Origin of the sequence: Clostridium muellerianum (assembly GCF_012926525.1) — a bacterium.
Taxonomy (GTDB): domain Bacteria; phylum Bacillota; class Clostridia; order Clostridiales; family Clostridiaceae; genus Clostridium_AM; species Clostridium_AM muellerianum.
Window position 1 is genome coordinate 47,074 of the sequence record NZ_JABBNI010000020.1, and the last position, 19,389, is coordinate 66,462.

General features: G+C 29.5%; 10 protein-coding genes and 1 riboswitch. Of the genes, 3 read left to right on the forward strand and 7 right to left on the reverse strand.

Translation table 11 applies throughout. The features are described from left to right. Positions 1-56: 56 nt before the first annotated feature. Positions 57-695, reverse strand: coding sequence for a 3,4-dihydroxy-2-butanone-4-phosphate synthase (ribB, locus tag HBE96_RS11490; RefSeq protein WP_169297894.1), 639 nt, complete (start codon positions 693-695; stop codon positions 57-59). A gap of 488 nt (positions 696-1,183) precedes the next feature. Continuing rightward, a riboswitch (FMN riboswitch) is annotated at positions 1,184-1,301 on the reverse strand. Between the two features lie 357 nt (positions 1,302-1,658). Continuing rightward, positions 1,659-2,621, reverse strand: a complete 963-nt coding sequence (locus HBE96_RS11495) for a DMT family transporter (RefSeq protein WP_169297923.1) — start codon at positions 2,619-2,621, stop codon at positions 1,659-1,661. Between the two features lie 360 nt (positions 2,622-2,981). On the opposite strand from HBE96_RS11495, the gene HBE96_RS11500 reads away from it, so the two are divergent. Then, positions 2,982-4,766, forward strand: a complete 1,785-nt coding sequence (locus HBE96_RS11500) for a glycoside hydrolase family 28 protein (RefSeq protein ID WP_243186909.1) — start codon at positions 2,982-2,984, stop codon at positions 4,764-4,766. Positions 4,767-5,082: 316 nt separating this feature from the next. Continuing rightward, positions 5,083-7,239 carry a formate dehydrogenase subunit alpha gene (gene fdhF, locus HBE96_RS11505; RefSeq protein ID WP_169297895.1) on the forward strand — a complete coding sequence of 719 codons (2,157 nt, stop codon included), beginning with the start codon at positions 5,083-5,085 and terminating at the stop codon, positions 7,237-7,239. A 479-nt stretch (positions 7,240-7,718) separates the two neighbouring features. On the opposite strand, the gene HBE96_RS11510 is transcribed toward fdhF, so the two are convergent. The 4 genes from HBE96_RS11510 to HBE96_RS11525 all read right to left on the reverse strand — a co-directional run bounded on the left by HBE96_RS11510 (position 7,719) and on the right by HBE96_RS11525 (position 11,699). Continuing rightward, the gene (locus HBE96_RS11510; protein ID WP_169297896.1) at positions 7,719-8,984 is read right to left on the reverse strand and encodes a hypothetical protein; all 1,266 of its coding nucleotides are present in this window, start codon (positions 8,982-8,984) and stop codon (positions 7,719-7,721) included. A gap of 454 nt (positions 8,985-9,438) precedes the next feature. After that, positions 9,439-10,233, reverse strand: coding sequence for a Cof-type HAD-IIB family hydrolase (locus HBE96_RS11515; RefSeq protein ID WP_169297897.1), 795 nt, complete (start codon positions 10,231-10,233; stop codon positions 9,439-9,441). Between the two features lie 264 nt (positions 10,234-10,497). Further along, positions 10,498-10,674: an aspartyl-phosphate phosphatase Spo0E family protein gene (locus HBE96_RS11520; RefSeq protein ID WP_169297898.1), complete on the reverse strand. Its 177-nt coding sequence runs from the start codon at positions 10,672-10,674 to the stop codon at positions 10,498-10,500. Between the two features lie 161 nt (positions 10,675-10,835). Then, on the reverse strand, positions 10,836-11,699 hold the full coding sequence (locus HBE96_RS11525) for a LysR family transcriptional regulator (RefSeq protein WP_169297899.1): 864 nt from the start codon (positions 11,697-11,699) through the stop codon (positions 10,836-10,838). Between the two features lie 207 nt (positions 11,700-11,906). On the opposite strand from HBE96_RS11525, the gene HBE96_RS11530 reads away from it, so the two are divergent. After that, positions 11,907-12,662, forward strand: a complete 756-nt coding sequence (locus HBE96_RS11530; protein ID WP_169297900.1) for a sulfite exporter TauE/SafE family protein — start codon at positions 11,907-11,909, stop codon at positions 12,660-12,662. Between the two features lie 155 nt (positions 12,663-12,817). On the opposite strand, the gene HBE96_RS11540 is transcribed toward HBE96_RS11530, so the two are convergent. After that, positions 12,818-19,105 (reverse strand): DNRLRE domain-containing protein, encoded by a 6,288-nt coding sequence (locus tag HBE96_RS11540; protein ID WP_342590178.1) that lies wholly within the window; start codon positions 19,103-19,105, stop codon positions 12,818-12,820. Positions 19,106-19,389 lie beyond the last annotated feature (284 nt).

The window sequence follows — 19,389 nt, forward strand, 5'->3', positions numbered from 1 at the left end:
TATTTCAAGTTGAAATTATAATTAAAAATTTTCAAAATAGCAGTATTAAAAGTATATTACATATTCTTTTTATATTCTGCAATATCCTCAATAGAAACTACAGTCATATGATGTTTCTTAGCAAAATCAACTATTTGTGGTAAACGAGCCATAGTACCATTAGAATTTGTAAGTTCACATAAAATTCCTGCTGGCTTATAACCTGCTAAACTCATAAGATCAACAGTACCTTCTGTATGACCACGCCTAACTAAAACACCACCTTTACGTGCACAAAGTGGAAAAACATGACCTGGATGACATAAATCTTCAGGTCTGCAATTGTCTTTTACCGCAGTAAGAATTGTAGTAACTCTATCAGCAGCAGAAACTCCTGTAGTTACTCCATCCTTAGCTTCAATTGATATAGTAAATGCAGTTTCATACTTACATGTATTTTTAGATACCATTTGAGACAAATTCAATTCTTCAACCTTTTCATGTGTTAAGCAAAGGCAAACAATACCACTACACTCTCTTATTAACATGGCCATTTGAGGTTGTGTAATAGTTTCTGCAGGAAAAATAAGATCTCCTTCATTTTCACGATTTTCATCGTCAACAAGAAGTATTCCATTTCCTTGTTTAAGATTATTTAATGCCTTTTCCATACGTTCTAAAGAGTTTCCAAACTGACTTAATAATGATCCATTCATAAAAATTACCTCCAAAATTAAAATAAATTTTACATAAAATATCCTTCTCTTTAAAATTGGACTTATATTATTTTACTGTGAAATTCACCTGTAAATGTAACATAATACTTGCACATCTGTTTTCTATATGCTAAACTTTTATCCGATGACTCCCTACTTCTAATACTTCCACATTTTTCAGTTGAAAGTACAGAGTAGTTTTGTCACTGGATAACAGGTTCTAAATATCAGATGCACATGATTATAAACAAGAACTCTGTTTCCATAAAAATTAACTTTTCTTTTATATAATGATAGCTTGGACTCTATTCATTATATATAAAAGTTAAATTTTATTTTTCTATAATTTTTTATAACCACTGGTTTTTAACTGGTGGTTATATATTTTTTGAACTTTTCCCAAATTACATGTAAAAAATCCCCTTAAGCAACCTTAAGGGGATTTGCAAATACAATAAATATACATACTAAAAAATACATATAACTGTATTCACCTTCTTCCATCCAGACTATACTGTCGGCTTCGGAATTTAACCGAATCATGCCTTATAAGGCTTGCGGGCTTTACCGCCGATAGGGAATTTCACCCATCCCACGAAGGACACTTTATGTAAATCAGTGTTAGTTTAGCACAGTGGTTTCCACATGTCAACATAAATATGAAAATTTTAACACATAAAAACTGCAATTTTGCTACTTGTTATTTATTAAATTATATTAGAATTTATAATTGCATAATAAAAAAATCTCTATACAACACCACTACAATCGTACAGAGAATTTTTTCATTCATTTAGGCACATTCAATAAAATAACTAGTCAAAGATGTTAGTCTATTTTGTATCAGACAAGGAAGCAGGTTCCGCTGATAGTTGTTCTATCAAAGGGTTCTGCTGACGCAGTATGATGCAAAATAGGCTAACATACTGATTAGTTATTTTATTGAATGTGCCTTATACACTTTCAGTTTCTACCATGTTGAAACTTCACTGGGTTTTGACAAATACTAATCTTTTCTCTATTAACCATCCATATACCTAAGCATACTAATATGAGAGCAATAATATTTTTAAATTCAAGAATCTTTTCTCCCAAAAAAATTGCTGAAAGTACTGCTCCAAATATTGGAGTTAAAAAATTAAACATAGATATTGGACCTACTTTGTTATATTTTAAAAGCAAATTCCATAATGAAAATGCTGCTGAAGATAATAAAGCCAGATAAATAAGCACTAAAGAAGATTCCATTGTAAAATGATAAACTCCTCCTTTAAATAAAACCCCAATAAGTACTAAAACTACTCCTCCTATAAAAAGCATGTAACCTGTTATTATAATTACATCCATACTTTTAGTAAGTTTTTTTCCATAAATAGCAGAAGCCGAAAAAATAAATGCTGCAATTATTACAAATCCTTCTCCAAGAAAGCTAAAAGAAAAATTTAATAAATTATTATTAAAATTTACTATTATAACTCCTATAAATCCTACAATACATCCAATTGCCTTTTGCTTATTTATTCTATCATCTACATATATATAATGAGCTAAAATAACACTAAAAAATGTTACAGTAGAATTCATTATAGAGCTTTTAACGCCCGTAGTATTGGCAACTCCAATATAAAAAAATATATATTGTAATGTAGTTTGAGTAAAACCCAATAGAGATAATTCTAGAACATTCTTTTTTGAAATGTTAAATACGCTTTTTCCACACTTTTGTGCAATAATAAGCAAAATTATACCTGCTATAGTAAACCTATAACCTGCAAATACAAGTTCTGATGATACATCAGATTGAGAAATATTAAATAGTGCATATCCGATTTTTATTGCAGGATAAGCACTTCCCCATAATAAGCAACATATTGTTGCAATAATAGCAACAAATTTGGGGTCTGTAAAAATCTTTTCGCTGTTCAAAATAATCAAAGTCCTTTCTCTTATCTATACTTATGTATATAAAAAATTATAATAACTAACTTTTGTATTCCTATTTCTCAATACATCTAAATTACATTGAATTTCATATTGTTTATCATAAATAAGAATAAATCATATTACATTTTTTAGCAAGTTCAACCCAAAATCATAATAATACATACAAATATATTTAAACAATTACAATTTTAAAATACTCTTTATTGTTGATATTATTAACTCATTATTCATAAATCGTTAACTTATGTACAAATAATCTGTAGTAAAATATAATTATTAAAATTTTCCACAACAGATTTCAAATATAAAAACAATAAATTGTATGGAAGGGATGCATATAAATTGAACAAAATAAAAATAATGAAAATAATTGCTCTACCTACTTTAGCCGCCTTAATTCTAGGACTTGTTTCTTTTAAATCCCATAATGTAAATGCAACAGCTGCAAATCTAGTAGATATAAAGGCATCCGAATCTGAAAATTTAACAGTTCCCACTTTATCTTATAATGATACTAGTATTACATTAGCATGGCATAAATCAGGCAACTACAACAATATTGTAAATTATAATATCTATATGAATGGAAAACTTATAGGTAACGCAAATAATAATACAACTTCAAAAGCTAAACCATTTATTGATAATTTTTATAAAGATTCAAGCAACAGTTCAGCTGTAAAAATAAGCAATCACACTTATACCGTTACAGGACTTAAACCTGACACTTCTTATAATTTTACAGTTAGAGCTGTTGATAATAAAGGTAATGAATTAAAAGCTAGCAATGCTGTAGTACAACGCACAACTAAAGTTCCAAATGTATTTGATGTTACTAAATTTGGAGCAGTAGGTGATGGAAAAACTCTTGATACAAAATCTATTCAAGCAGCCATTGATGCCTGTACACCTGGCGGAGAAGTATTACTTCCTTCAACAAAGACCTTTAAATCAGGAGCTCTCTGGTTAAAAAGCGATATTATTTTCAAAGTTGATGGAAAACTTTTGGGATCTGAAAACCCACAGGACTATTTAAATAGCAATAGCACTACAAAAAAGAGTATTAAAAGTAATGCACTTATTAATGCCAATGGTACTGGAAATGAAAAAACTAAGAATATTAAAATCATAGGAAACGGTGTAATTGACGGAAATGGATGGAAACAAGGCACCCCTGAAGCAACAACTGGATTTCCGAACTCTTTAAAAAGTAGTTTAAAAACAGTTGAAGCGAATGGTATTCTTGCAGCTAATCAATTCAAACTAGCTAAAAGTAATGGTCTTTCTGATACTAAAGCATATTCAACAAGATCCAATTTAATTTCAATTAGTCATGTAGACAATGTATATTATGGTGATGGACTTTTTTTCGTTAACCCATCTCAACAAACTATAGGAAGCAGTAATTGTAATAATGTAGTTATAAATAATGCTTTAATTAAAACCTTTGATTGCAATAATGGCGATGGAATAGATTTTGACTCAGAGGGTTTGACTGTATTAAATAGTGTTTTTGATACTGGTGATGATGATATAAACTTTACTGCTGGAAAAGGAGCAGATGCTGAAAAAAACCGTAAACCAGTAAATAACGTATGGATATTTAACAATTACTTTGGGCGAGGTCACGGTGCTGTAGTGGCAGGTAGTAATACAGCTGCCTGGATAAAAAACATATTAGCAGAAGATAATGTATTAAATGGTACAGGATCAGGCCTTCGTTGTAAAACAGCTCCTAACGTAGGTGGTGGAGCAACAAATATTATCTTCCGTGACTCTGCACTTAAAAATATAACTGATGGTGCTGGTGAACCATTTATATTTACTTCTGATTATTCTAATGCAAGTGAAGTTAGTACTTATAAACCTGCTTTAAACTTACCACAGTTTAAGCACATTTTTGTTACAAACTGCAGTGTTAACGGCTCTAAAAATAATGCTATCTTTGTATGTGGATTGGCTGGAGCTTATCATGATGATATACATTTTGAAAATGTATCCTTTAAAGATACTAAACCAGCTAAAATATCTTATATGAGCAATAGCACCTTTAAAAATGTAATCTTTGATAGCAGTATAAAAAATCCTTGGATTGTTACAAATTCTAAAAATCTTTCATTCAATTAATATAAAATAGTAATTTCTTATAATAAAACTTTATAAATTTTCATATTTTTACAAATTAGAAATGTACTATCTGTAGGCGGTTTAAATGACTATTTAAGCCGCCTATAACTTTACAATAATAAACACAAACAACTTTATTTTGTTAATTTACTTATAGATGTTATTATAATTTCTTATAGATACTATTACAAATGCTTATATCACGCCGTAAAGCAATAGCAATTTTTTATATTTTTTGAATTGCGCATCATATCCATGTATAGTAAAAGTAGGTAAGTATACTTACAAAAATATTAAGATGATGGGGTATTAAAGTATGGAAGAAAAAGTTTTAACTGTATGTCCTTACTGTGGTGCAGGCTGTAATTTGTACTTAGTAGTTGAAAACGGCAAAATTAAAAGAGCAGAACCTGCAAATGGCAGAACAAATGAAGGAGAATTATGTCTAAAAGGATACTATGGGTGGGATTTTCTAAACGATCCTCAGCTTTTAACTGCCCGTATAAAGAAACCAATGCTCAGGAAAAATGGAGAATTAGTAGAAGTTACCTGGGATGAAGCTATTAAATTTACAGCAGAAAAGTTAACAGAAATAAAAAATAAGTATGGTGCAAACTCCATAATGGGTACAGGCTGTTCTAGAGGCCCTGGAAATGAAACAAACTATGTAATGCAAAAATTTATACGTGCTGTAATAGGTACTAATAATGTGGACAACTGTGCTAGAGTTTGTCATGGTCCTTCTGTAGCAGGACTAGCTACAGTTCTTGGTAACGGTGCAATGTCCAATACCATTCCCGAAATTGAAAACGCGGATTTACTACTTATTTTTGGATATAATCCTGCGGAATCTCATCCTATAGTTGCCAGAAGAGTAGTAAAGGCAAAAGAAAAAGGTGCAAAAATTGTAGTTGTAGACCCTAGAGTTACAGAAAGCGTAAGAATTTCAGATCTATGGCTTCAGCTAAAAGGCGGAACTAACATGGCACTTGTAAATGGTTTTGCCAATGTACTTCTTAATGAAAACTTATACAATAAAGAATATGTTTCTAAATATACTGAAGGCTTTGAAGAATACAAGGCTGTTGTAAATAAATATACTCCTGAATATGTGGAGAAAATAACAAATGTTTCTGTTGAAAATATTAAACAGGCAATGAGAATGTATGCCAGTGCAAAAAATCCAATGATACTTTACGGTATGGGAGTATGTCAATTTGGTCAGGCTGTAGATGTAGTTAAAGGTTTGGCTGGTTTAGCTTTATTAACAGGAAATTATGGAAGACCTAGTGTTGGTATAGGACCTGTAAGAGGCCAAAATAATGTACAGGGTTCTTGCGATATGGGTGCTATCCCTAACTGTTTTCCTGGATACCAAAAAGTTACCGATAAAACTGCTCGTGAAAAATTTGAAAAAGCCTGGAATGTAAAACTTTCTGATAAAGTTGGATATCACTTAACTGAAGTTCCTAGACTGGTTTTAAAGGAAAATAAACTAAAGGCCTACTATATAATGGGAGAAGATACTGTTCAAAGTGATCCAAATTCAAATGAAGTAAAAGAAGCTTTGGATAAATTAGAGCTTGTAATAGTTCAAGATATATTTATGAATAAAACAGTTTTACATGCTGATGTAGTACTTCCTGCCACTTCCTGGGGTGAACATGAAGGTGTATACAGCTGTGCAGATAGAGGTTTCCAAATATTCCGTAAGGCTATTGAGCCAACTGGTGATGTTAAACCTGATTGGCAGATAATTTCTCTAATATCTACTGCTATGGGATATCCAATGTATTACAATAATACAAAGGAAATATGGGACGAAATGAGAAGTCTTTCTCCAAAATTTGCTGGTGCATCCTATGAAAGAATGGAAAAACTAGGAGGAATAGTATGGCCTTGTCCTTCTGAAGATCATCCTGGAACTCCTGTACTTTATGAAAATAACATATTTAGTACACCAAGTGAAAAAGGAATTTTATTTGCTTCTGAATGGAGGCCTACTGAAGAATCCCCAGATAATGAATATCCACTAAGCTTATGTACAGTTAGAGAAATAGGACATTATTCTGTAAGAACAATGACTGGAAACTGTCGTGCTCTTAAGATGCTTGAGGATGAACCTGGTAAAATACAGATGAATCCTTCTGATGCCAAAAAACTTAAAATCAAAAATGGAGATTTAGTAAAGGTAAGTTCAAGAAGAGGTTCTGTTATGTCAAGGGCATCAGTCACTGATAGAGTTAGAAGTGGCGATACTTACATGACTTATCAATGGTGGATTGGAGCTTGTAATGAACTTACTTGTAACAACTTAGATCCTATATCAAAAACTCCAGAATATAAATATTGTGCAGTTAAAGTAGAACCTTTCCCTGATCAAGCTTTAGCTGAAAAAGAACTAGCACAAAAGTATACTGAATTGCGTAAAAAAATGGGAGTAGTAAAAGATACTTATGAAGTAAATGCTTAATTATTTCTATAGTTTTTTCTCTTAGGCATCTGAAAGAAAATAATATTTCCAAATGCGAAGGATATTTTGCATCTGGCAAGGAGGCAGGTTCCGCAGATAATAAACTATCTAAGGATTCTGCTGACGCCGCATGACGCAAAATAAAATAGTAAATGGACTTATTATTTTTTGAAGATGCCTTAGTACTACTCTCCCTAAAAAAGATTATTATAAATATCTTTGGGCTAATTTATTTTTTTTAACTAATTGCATTGCCATAATAAATAGATTAGAAATAAATTTTCTTAAAGAAAAATACAATTATTTAATGGGTAATACCTTGGCTTTTTATAACTCCTAAACTAGATATAGAAATTATATTTCAAGTCTGGTATTATCCTTTATTTACTTTTTAAAACTATAATAAAAAGCGTTATCTTATAATTAGTATAACGCTTTTTACTATTATTGTAAATAGTATATTGAATATATTTGACTTGTTATTTTCTTTCATATACCTTAACTCTTTTAATTTCAGTTAAATTTGAAAAGAAATAAACCATTATAAATATAACAGGAAAATTATATCTAGGCTGTCCTTCCGTAATAAAGTACACACATGAAAACATATAAAAGCAAATTAAATTATAAACGCTGTATGGATTAATCTTTTCTTTATTAAACATGCTGCAAATTATCCTTTTACTATATACAATCATCACTATAATTGATATTAAAGCTGTAAATATTGATACGCTACTTGAATAAACAGTTAAACCATCTTCTATATACTTATTTAAACCAGCTCCATTAAAGCTGTAGCTTATAGAATACCCACCAAGATATGTATTGTATAATCTTTTAAATCCTAATTCTATAAACTGCATTGGATGATCTTTTATCCACTTTTTAGCTGCAGTACTTAGCATTTTATTCTTTTCTGTCATATTAGCTTTTATATACTCTTTCTTGTTTACAATTGAATCTTCAACTTCACTTGCAGGCATCCATGCACCATAGTGATTTTGAGAATTATTATTTATGTATAAAACTATACCACTATTATTTGATACATATGTAAACTGGCCTATTAGCTTTGTATTTCTATATATCCAAGGTGATATAACTAATACACTAGTGATTAAAATTATTAGCGAATGTTTTATCACCTTTATAGCTTTAATTTTTAAAATTATCTCTATGATAAATACAGCGAAGAAAAATATTATAAAGAATGGCTTAATCATAGTATTTACACCCGTTAGAATACCGATAACTATATATTTGTGTTTAATATCTTTATGATATACTAATGTTATTAAAAGCAATATAGTTGTAAATAGTATTTCTGTTCCTAAAATACTGTTATAAAAAATATTGTCTGGAAAAAGCACAAATAATGTATATATTAGTTTTCGTTTGTTTGTCTCTAAATTTGTATTTTTTAAAATATTATATATTAACATATAATTGAAAAATGTCAAAACTAAATTAAATACCTTTGCCACTGCTAAACTGCTTCCAAATACTTTATATATGCCTCCTAAGATAATGGAATATCCCACAGAAGTATAGGTATTTCCCCAGGATCCCCCCCTAGCAATCTGTTTTGCAATGCCATTATAATATGCAAAATCTGAAAAAGGCTGAGTCTTTACTATAGAAATCCATAGAATACAAATAAGAATACCCAAAACTGTTATTGATTTATAATAGTTTTCTTCTGAAAATGATGCATCATCAGTAACTTTATCTATACTTTCCACAAATATTTCTCCTCTACTTCTTATAATTTGTATTTATAATTAGTTTTTTCTTATGTAAAAAAATATATTAATACTATAGCCCAAATTTGAACAATTAACAATATACAAATCCAAGATTGGTAAAAGCAGTACATTTTGGTTTAAACTAAAAATAGATCATCTTTCTTAGGAAATTCAAAGTAAATTTCCAACCTTATATTATTTCAATACTTAACTTGTATATATTTTTTTAACAAAAGTACTGAATTAAGAAATAACTTTCAACTGTATGGAGGCTGATATATGTTTTGGAGCGAGCAGTTCCTTCAAAACACATATCAGATATAATACAATTGAAAGTTACTTGGACTACATTGTACGGCATAATGCTTTTATTACAATTTTATTGGAAACTCCTTTTCATTTTCTCATAGGAGTAAACCATTAGCACAAAATCAGGATTTTGATCTCCCGCTTAAATAGAAGCAGCATATTCCTGAATTACATTGTACACTCCATTTTTATTATTATTTTCTGCAATGAAATTAGCATGTTTTTTAACATCTTCTGGAGCATTCTCCATAGCATAGCTGTAATATGCCTCTTTAAACATACTTAAATCATTATAATAATCTCCAAAGACCATTGTATTATTTTCATCTACATCAAATTTTTCTTGAAGTATTTTTATGGCATTTCCTTTACTAGTACCCTTATTCATTATATCTATCCACTTGCCACCAGACACTACAAATTCAAGATTTTCATTTAAATTATTTTTTAAATATTCAACAGTTTCTTGTTTTACACCATCCTTTATATAATAAGTCATTCTATAAATTGAACTTTTTACTTCTTTAAAAGCTTTTACTATTACCCAAGGTACTTCAACAAATTTAAACTCCTCCAATATAGTCTGCGATGGATCTACTATATATGCATCCTCTGCAGCTCCTAAAAATAATTCTTCTCCAAAATCTCTTTTCAAATTTGCTACATGTTCTATATCTTTTGGCGAAATACAGCTAGAATAGAGAGTTTCTCCCTTATTATTATATTTTACTAGTGCACCATTATGCGATATAAATATAATGCTTGTCTTTATTTTTTTAAAATTTTTGCTAAGCTGTGAATAAAATCTGCCACTAGCTGCTGCAAATTTTATATTTTTTTCTTGAAGATCATTTATTAATCCAAACATTTTTTCGTTTATCTTTCCCTCATCATTTACCAAAGTACCATCCATATCACTTGCTATAAGTTTTATCATTAAATTTCCTCCCCAATATAATCTCCGATGACTACCTACCTCAATACTACAACTTATATCAAAGTTGTAGATATTTCTACTTTCTATATATTCAACAATTTATATTATATATATTGTGTATAAAAACTCAATACTTTTTATTTAAAGAAGAGGTAATCATATCTCCTTTAATGTTTACTTTTTCATCTTTTACAGTATTTTCATATATTGTTCATTATGTTCTTGTAATCTGCTTGTCCTATTATTACCTCTCCTGTTTTTTAGCTACTTCTTGATGTTTTCCTTTTGGATAATTCTGTAATACTCATCCAAAATAGAATCCAGCATTTGACTTGCAATTATTACTTCTGGATCCAGCAAATCTGATTTTTCTCTTATTAAGTCATTCATGTAAGTCCTAGTTTCATCAATTTTCTTCAATAACTGTTCTATTCTATCCATAATACTCCCTCCTCTCACGACCAATATTATCATTTTGAGGAATATTATGGATTAAATTCTATACGAATCATATTATTAGGGTATTACATAAATAAAAATGCTACATATTTAACCATTATGTTACATAAAGTGCAGTAACAATCTTAATTTTAACCTTTAATCTACACTTCAAAGGTTTCTAAAAAGTGTCTAGCTGCAGATGACAAATATCTATTTTTCATCCATATTATAGCTGTCTGTGTCTCTACAGAAGTTAGATTAATTTTCCTATAATTTAAATTAGAATTCGGAATAAGTCCAGTAGCAGCTTTAGGTACAATAGCTACTCCAATTCCAGTACTTGCCCAAAGAAGTATAGATCTAACATCATCACCTCTACAAATAATCTTGGGCTTAACTTCTTCTTTTTCAAATGCATCAACTATAACATTCTCAAATCTTCTATCAATTACTAATGGTGTATCCACAAGTTCAGCAATTTCCACAGCTCCTTGTTTATTATAAGAATATGAATTGCTGCTAGCTGTTACCATTGGCTCTTTAGGTAAGCATATTGATTCATAAATTTTAGAATTAAATGGAGTTCGTATAATACCAATTTCTATTGTTCCGCTATTGAGCAATTCCATTATCCTATAAGTATCGCCATCCCATATTTGAAAATCAATCCCTGGATATTTCTCATGAAAACTATGGATTCTCTCCGGCAAAAGTGTTGCCCCTGAAGATGGTACTGTACCAATTAACAAAGTTCCTTGAACCCCTTCATTAATATCCTTTAATTCTCTTACTGTAGTTTCCATTAAGTTTAACATCTGTTCAGCACGATATCGTAATTTTTCTCCCGTATCTGTTAATTGTATTTTGCGTGTGCTTCTATCTATTAGTTTCACCCCTAGTTCATACTCCAACAATTTTAATTGATGGCTAAGTGGAGGTTGAGCTATATGTAATCTTTCGGCAGCTCTCGTTATATTCTCTTCTTCAGCAATAGCAAGAAAATACTTTAATTGTCTTATATCCATACAAACAATCACTTCCCATACATTATTCATACTTTATAAGTATGATTATAATACTTTATATATATTTTTCATATAAAATCTTCTTTGTTATAATAATAGATGAAAAGTTAAGCATGCTTAAAAACTAGTACTATCAAATATTTAAGTTATTTAATTTCTAATATATTTTTATCTTTTATAAAACTAAAATTTTAGGGAGGGATATCCTTGGATAATAACTTAATTTTCTTATGTACAGCTTGTTTTTTTGCAGCTTTTGTTGACTCCATATCTGGTGGTGGAGGTATAATAAGCTTACCAGCATATTTATTAGCAGGCATACCACCACATCTAGCACTAGGTACAAATAAGTTTACTTCCTGTTGTTCAACCTTTTCCAGCTCAATTAAATTTGCACAATCTAAAAAAGTAGATTTTAATATATTAAAATACTTAATTCCTTTTAGCTTTATTGGTGCTATTTTAGGAGCAACTACTGTACTTAGTATAAAAACAAGTTATCTTAATACTATAGTACTTATACTCCTACTATTTGTTGGGTTATACAGCTTATTTTCTAAAAATGTAGGAATAGAGGATAAATTTAAAGATATTTCAAAAAAAAATATAACTCTAGGTATTATTCTTGCTCTATTCTTAGGCTTTTACGATGGCTTTCTAGGAGCTGGCGTTGGTACTTTTTTGATTTTTGGACTTATAAAAATATATAATTTTAACTTTGTAAGAGCAGGGGGAAACTGTAAAGTAATGAACTTTGTAGGTAATATTGCATCTATCATTGTATTTGCAGTAAGAGGAGAAATTAACTATAAAATAGGTTTACCTGTTGCAGTATTTATGATAATAGGTGCACATTTAGGAGCAAAAATAGCTTTAATGAAAGGTTCTAAAATTATAAAGCCTATTTTTGTGACTATGTCTTTAGCTGTCGCAGCTAAATTACTGTATAGCATGGTACTTTAGAGGATACTATTATGAAGTTTGCTACTATAGGTATTAAACTTATAGTGCTAAAAGATTCTATTCTTCTTATATATAAAAAAAGCTTAAGGACTTCCCCCTATTTAATAAAATCAGGTTGTCAAAGTCCTCAGGCCTTACTAAAATTTAAGCTTTATCTATAAACCATAATCTGTAATAGGTTTAGTATTTATTATAACAGTACTTTTATCTGTAACTCCACTTTGTACAATAAATTTTCCACTAGTTATCCAAGTATCTGGACAAGTAATAATTATATCGTTACAATTTAAATTTAATTTTGTAATTATACAGGAATCATCAAACTCTAACGTTGTCTTTCCTTTATTAATTTGTACTGTTCCAAACTGTCCAGCAGTTGCTTTACCAGTTGTAGTACCAGGTATAACACCGGTTATAACTAAATTGTCAACTACTCCACTATCTACTGTTAAATTTGTATTAGTACCATTTATATTTAAATTGGTAATTACTGTTTCTTGTTCCAAGGTAACCTCGGAAAATACTGCCCCTAAATCTAAATCAGTAATTTGTGAATTGGACACTTCAAGTATTGCTGTTACTGCACTTGCGTCCATATTAATTTTTTTAATTGTACTTTTTGTATCTATTCCAGAATAGCTGTATTTATCTAATATAACTTTTCCACTGCTTATAATAGAAACATTATTTGTATTCATTCCTTTTATATTGAACACACTATCACCAGTTGCTCCACTTATAGATACATCTATCTTATTACTGTCATTTATCGCTGCAGTTACATTATTAAGTGATACACTTTCCTTGTCTCTTATATTTACATTCAATTGTCCATTCTCAATATCTAAATTGTTCACTTGAATTCCACTACAACCGCTCTTTAAATTTACTGCAGTATTTACTGGTAGTGTCAAAGCATATTTATTAGTTCCACTGCTATCTAAAATAATATTTCTATTTATATCAATTGAATTTGTTAATGTTATTCCCTTTTCTAAAGTTACCTGTTTTACACAATTATCTGCAAGAGCATTCTTTAATCCTACCTCATCACTTACAAAAGCTTGATTTAATTTTATTGTTACCTTGTATACCTTGGTCACTAAAGTATCCTGAGATTTGGATTCAACTAAAATCACATCATTAATATTGAAAGCATTTGTAGTCCATTGTTCTGCATCAAGTGGTGTACCATTTACTTTTACTATTATAGTCTCATTAGTTTCACCTTTTTCTATAGATATACCTGTTAATGTTTCACTATCACACTTTACTAAATTTACTCCATTAGGATTTGAAACTGTTACTAAAGCTTTACTTAAATCTATATCATGGCTTACTATTTTTATAGAATTTAAGTCAGCCTTATGACTAGCTAATACTCCATCTATTAACGTTTCATTAGTATCTGAATAGTATACATATATTTCTTTTAAATTATTTTTTACATTGGATATTACATTGTTTTCTAAAGCTGTAGTAGATTTTTGAAGTCCTTGAAGTTCTATTGCTGCACTAAACATTCCATTTGGTTCACTTGTTTCTATTGGAGTAAGTGGGTTATTCCATACATTATCTACTGTATTATCTATAACATGAATATTATTTGACATAAAGAATTCTTTAATTTCAGTATTGAAAGCTTCTACAAATATACCCTGTCTTGCCATGTTACTTATATTATTATTCATTATATTTAATCCATTAATAGATGCTTGTGAAGTTGTATTTCCCGATTTATAAACTGTTATACCTGAACCACAAGCCGCTTCTGAAGTAGGTCTTACTATATTTTTAATTATATTGCCATAAATGCCACAATTATCTCCCTGAACATATATACCATTTTCTGCACACTCTTTTCCATCTATGGTTAAATTTACAATGGCTACATCATTGCTCTTAATTCCAATAACCGCACTATAATTAACAAAGCTTAACTTACTTATATTACTACCCGCAATTATTTGTTTCTTTTCTTGTACTAGTTCTACTAAAGGATTGTGACCTAATACGACTGGTCTTAATATTTCTATTGGATTAGATATATTTTCTATATCCGATAGAATATTGATAATACCTACTTCTGGCCACTCCCCTAATATAGTTCTTAAACTACTTTCTGTAGAAACATCATAAATCACATGATTGTCTGGTAAATTAGGAATATCAGTGTATACTATACGTTTATTTGGTGCAAAATCTATAAATTCACTACCTGTAATATTTATACGCCTAGGTATTGAATTATTCTCTCCAATTATTGAAATACCTTTAGTCCCATTTACAAGAGAATGTTCAAATTGTGAATTTATAATTATATTAGAACATTTACCGATAGTTACTACACAAGCTTGAATATTATATTTTAGCTTATTTTCAATTATTCTAGCATTTCTAACATCATGAAGGACTATAGCCTGATTATTACTTGTAAATTCGCATCCTATAATACTTATACCATATGATTTCTCATTGCAGTTAACTCCTACATCCCAATTATCAATTTGAAGTTCTGTAACTGCTACATCATTTGATAATATATTAATAGCTGTTGCTGACTTTTCTGTTTTAGACTTTAATACAGCATTAGAGGTTCCTTGTAAAGTTACAGGTCTATTTATTTCTAAAGCTTCATCATATACTCCTGGTAATAGGTTAATCTTAGCTATAGAATACACAAGTACACTATATTTCAATACTTTAATATCATCTACTGAAACTTCTCTATTATCTACAGCACCACTTATATTAGTTATACTTTTACCACTTATAGCTATATCTTCAAAAATGCCCTCTAGTATGATATTTTTAATGTTATTTTGAGTTAGTGCAAATATTACTGCTGAAGAATTACCTGCTTTAGCTGTATCAGTATTAGTTTGCTCATATCCTTCTACATGAATAGTATTTATATCTGTAACTCCACTTTCTATATTCATATTATCAATGTTTTTTCCGCTAATATTTAGATTATTAGCATTTAGATTTAAAGTTTCAACACTTGCTTCATCAGATAAAGTCAAAGTTGTATCCTGTGCATTAACTTGAACTGTTTTAACCTTTTCTTTTGCAGCTACTTGAATATTTGCTTTAGGTGCTTCTACTGCTATTCTTTCAACTTTTGCTTCAGGATTAACTGCAACTACTGCTCGTGGTGTTCTTACATTCACATTTTTAACTTTTGAATTAGCCACTTGAAGTGTTGGCGGTGGTGCTGTTGGTTTTTCTTGGGCATCCATATTAATGCTTCCAATGTCACTTGGTATAGGTGGTTGAGCTGCAGAAGCAGGACATGGATTTACTGCCACTCTTGCATTACAGGAAATTTGCACTGTGTCTGTTTTTACGCCATTTAAATTAATACTATTGATAGATCCTGAGAGTATTTTTATTCCACCACTAATATCTACATTTTCAATTGTCATACTTCCGTGTTCTCCTATATCTATAACCAGCTCTCCATCTATAATTAAGCTTCTGAGTACACTTTCATCAGCACCATTTCCAAATGTTATATCATTACCCAAATTTGGAGTTGTTAAAGTAAATTTATTAGTTCCATTACTATCCAAAATAATATATTTATTTATAGAAAGAGCACTAGTTAGTGTTATATCATTTAATAAAGATATATGACCTATAGAATCATCTAAAAGTGCAGCTCTCAATTGTTGTTCATCAGCTACATTAATAGGTTGTAATGTCTTTTGAATTATTGCTATCTTATATACATTGGTTACTACTTTATCTTGAGATGTGCATTTAACCGAAATTACATCATTAATATTGAAATCATAGGAATCCCATAATGCTTTATCAATTACAGTAGTCACTCCATTTCTTACTACTTCCAGAACTACAATTGAATTAGGTTCACCTTGTGTTATACTAATACCTGTTGTAGTCTGAGTACCTACCTCTAAAGCAGCCCCATTAGGATTGATATCTGTTATTAAAGCTTTATTTAAATCTACTAGATAAGTTGCTATTTGTATAGAACTTAAATTAGCATTATGACTTTTAAGAACTCCATTTATTTGGGTTTCGTCAGTATCGCTAAAGTATATATAACTTCTCTTTAGATTATTTTTAACATCAAATATTAAGTTATCTTTAAATTCAGTGGTAGATTTTTGAAGTCCTTGAAGTTCTATTGCTGCACTAAATATACCATTTGGTTCCTGTGTTTCTATTGGAGTAAGTGGATCATTCCATACATCATTTACTCTATTGTTTGTAATCGAAATATTAGTTGACATAAAGAATTGTTTAGTTTCAGTATTTAGTGTTTCTACAAATATACCATGTCTTGCTGTAGTGTTTATAATATTTGAAGCTATATTTAAAATGCTAATAGGTGAAGGACTTGCTGTAGTTCCTTCCTTATACGCTATTATACCATCACCACAGGCTGCTTTCCCTTCAGGTCTTACTATATTTCTAATTATATTGTTATAAATACTACAGTTATCTCCATGAACATATATACCATTTTGTGCAAAGTTATTTCCATCTACAATTAAATTTTGGATTGTTACATTGTTGCTATCTGCTGCAATAACTGCGCTATAAGGTACAAAGCTTAAATTGCCTATAGTAGAAGCTGCTGATATCTTGATTTCTCTGGATACTCCGCTTAATATAACAGGGCTTTTTATTTCTATTGGAGTAGCTATATCTAATATACTCTGTAGAATATTAACAGTACCTATTTCTCTCCAATTTGTGAGTACATCTCTTAAATCATTTTCTGTAGAAACACCATATATTACATGATTGAATGGTAAGTCAGGAATATTAGTATATGTCACACGTTTACGCCAAGTAAAACCTGTAAAGCTGCTGCCTGTAATATTTATATTTTCAAATGAAGAATAGTTATCAATTATTGAAATACCTATAAAATCATTGTTAGGTGAATTTTCAAATTCTGCATTTATATCTAAATTACTGCAGTTGCCTTCAATTGTGATAGAAGTTTTACTGTTATCCTTAAATTTAGTTTTCAATACCTTAGAGTTTATACTGTTACTAAATACTAACGCCTCATTGTTATTTATAAATTCACACTCTGAAATATCTATATTAGATAAATTTGAAAAATTAAGTGCAGTATTAAAATCCATCATGTGCACATTTTTTAAACTTATTGAACTATCAAATAAAAATTGACCCTGGAATCTAATTCCACTTGAATTTGGTTTTAAAGCTATAATATTTATATTTTTCAATTCAACCTGTATATTTTTTAAAGATAAAATATACATACTTAGTTCAGACAAAATTAAATTAGTAAGAATATTACCATGATCATCAACCATTCCTGAAATAGTAATACTCCTTGAAATATCAACTAAATGATTAGATATGCTAAAATTACCTGCTGGAATATTAATATTAGTTATAGAAACATCATCTAATGCATTAGATAATTCTTCATTATCTCTAATTTGTCCAACTACATTAAAAGATATATTTGGTGAATTTATTTCAGAACCTGCATTTATGCTGATAACTGTAATTCCAGTTTTATTTACTAAAATTCTTCCACTTTCATCTACTGGTATATTGATATCATTAGAAGTATAATTTAAAGCTGCTGAATTTTCATTTATAACATTTCTTTCTGCCATAATAGAAGTTCCTGTAGGTAAATATATTTCAGGATTCTTTATAATTACCAAAGATATTCTGTCATACTTTCTTGAAGAGGAGGTAGCAATTACTTTATACTCTCCATTAACAACTTCTACAGCTTTTTCTGAAAACCATACTAAACCATCATCACTTATTTCCAAAACAGCTAGAGTTTTTTTGTCTCCATCTTTTTTAACCTTATAAGCTGCAGAAAAATTATTACCAAGTTGATATAAATTGCAGCTTTCTATTGATACATCTCCATCCTGTTTACTGTCAGTAACTAGTTTTGAATCATCATACTCTACAATAAGTCTAGGCCACATATACTCCTGGGTATATTCTCTACTTCTGAACCATATAAAAGATGAAGCACTCTCAGATGCTATTACTTCTATTCCATGAACAACTTCAGTTTTGTCATTTATCCATTGGTTAACAATAGATGTAACATCTATATCAAAATATCCATTTAAATTACCATCACTCATAATAGAACTTGAACCTAGTTCTTCATGAGAAGGTTGATTGTTCCAGTTAACCTCCATTTCTTCAAAGTTCTGAAGTAATTTATAAGCTGTTACTTCCTGCTGTCCTGTTTTTTCTTTTTTATAAACGTATAATCTTAATAATACTCTTGAAATACTTACCTTTGAAAATATTGAAGAAACATCAAACTTTAAAAGGGTTTTATAATAATCATTTCCTGATGAAGAACTTCCAATTAGTAATGAATCTGATTTTCCAAAATTAACTTTTGCATTATACTTACTTATACAACTGTCCTCAATGGGAAAAAGCACTTCTATCAAAATTATCATCTCCTAAACTTAACATTTTACAAAGTTTGCTCTGAAGTTCAAAATCTACCTAAATTAGGTTTCACTTCATTAAAATTAATTTTCATTGAATATATTACGTCTAATAGTACATAATATGTTGCTTTTATACATTTGGGATAAAAATTAAAACATAAATTTTTATCCACATTAGCAATTCGTAATTCTTGTTATTTACAATAATTTTGCTAAACTATATAAAAAGTTTTCATAAAATAAATAACTCCTCAAAATACATATTCATGCAT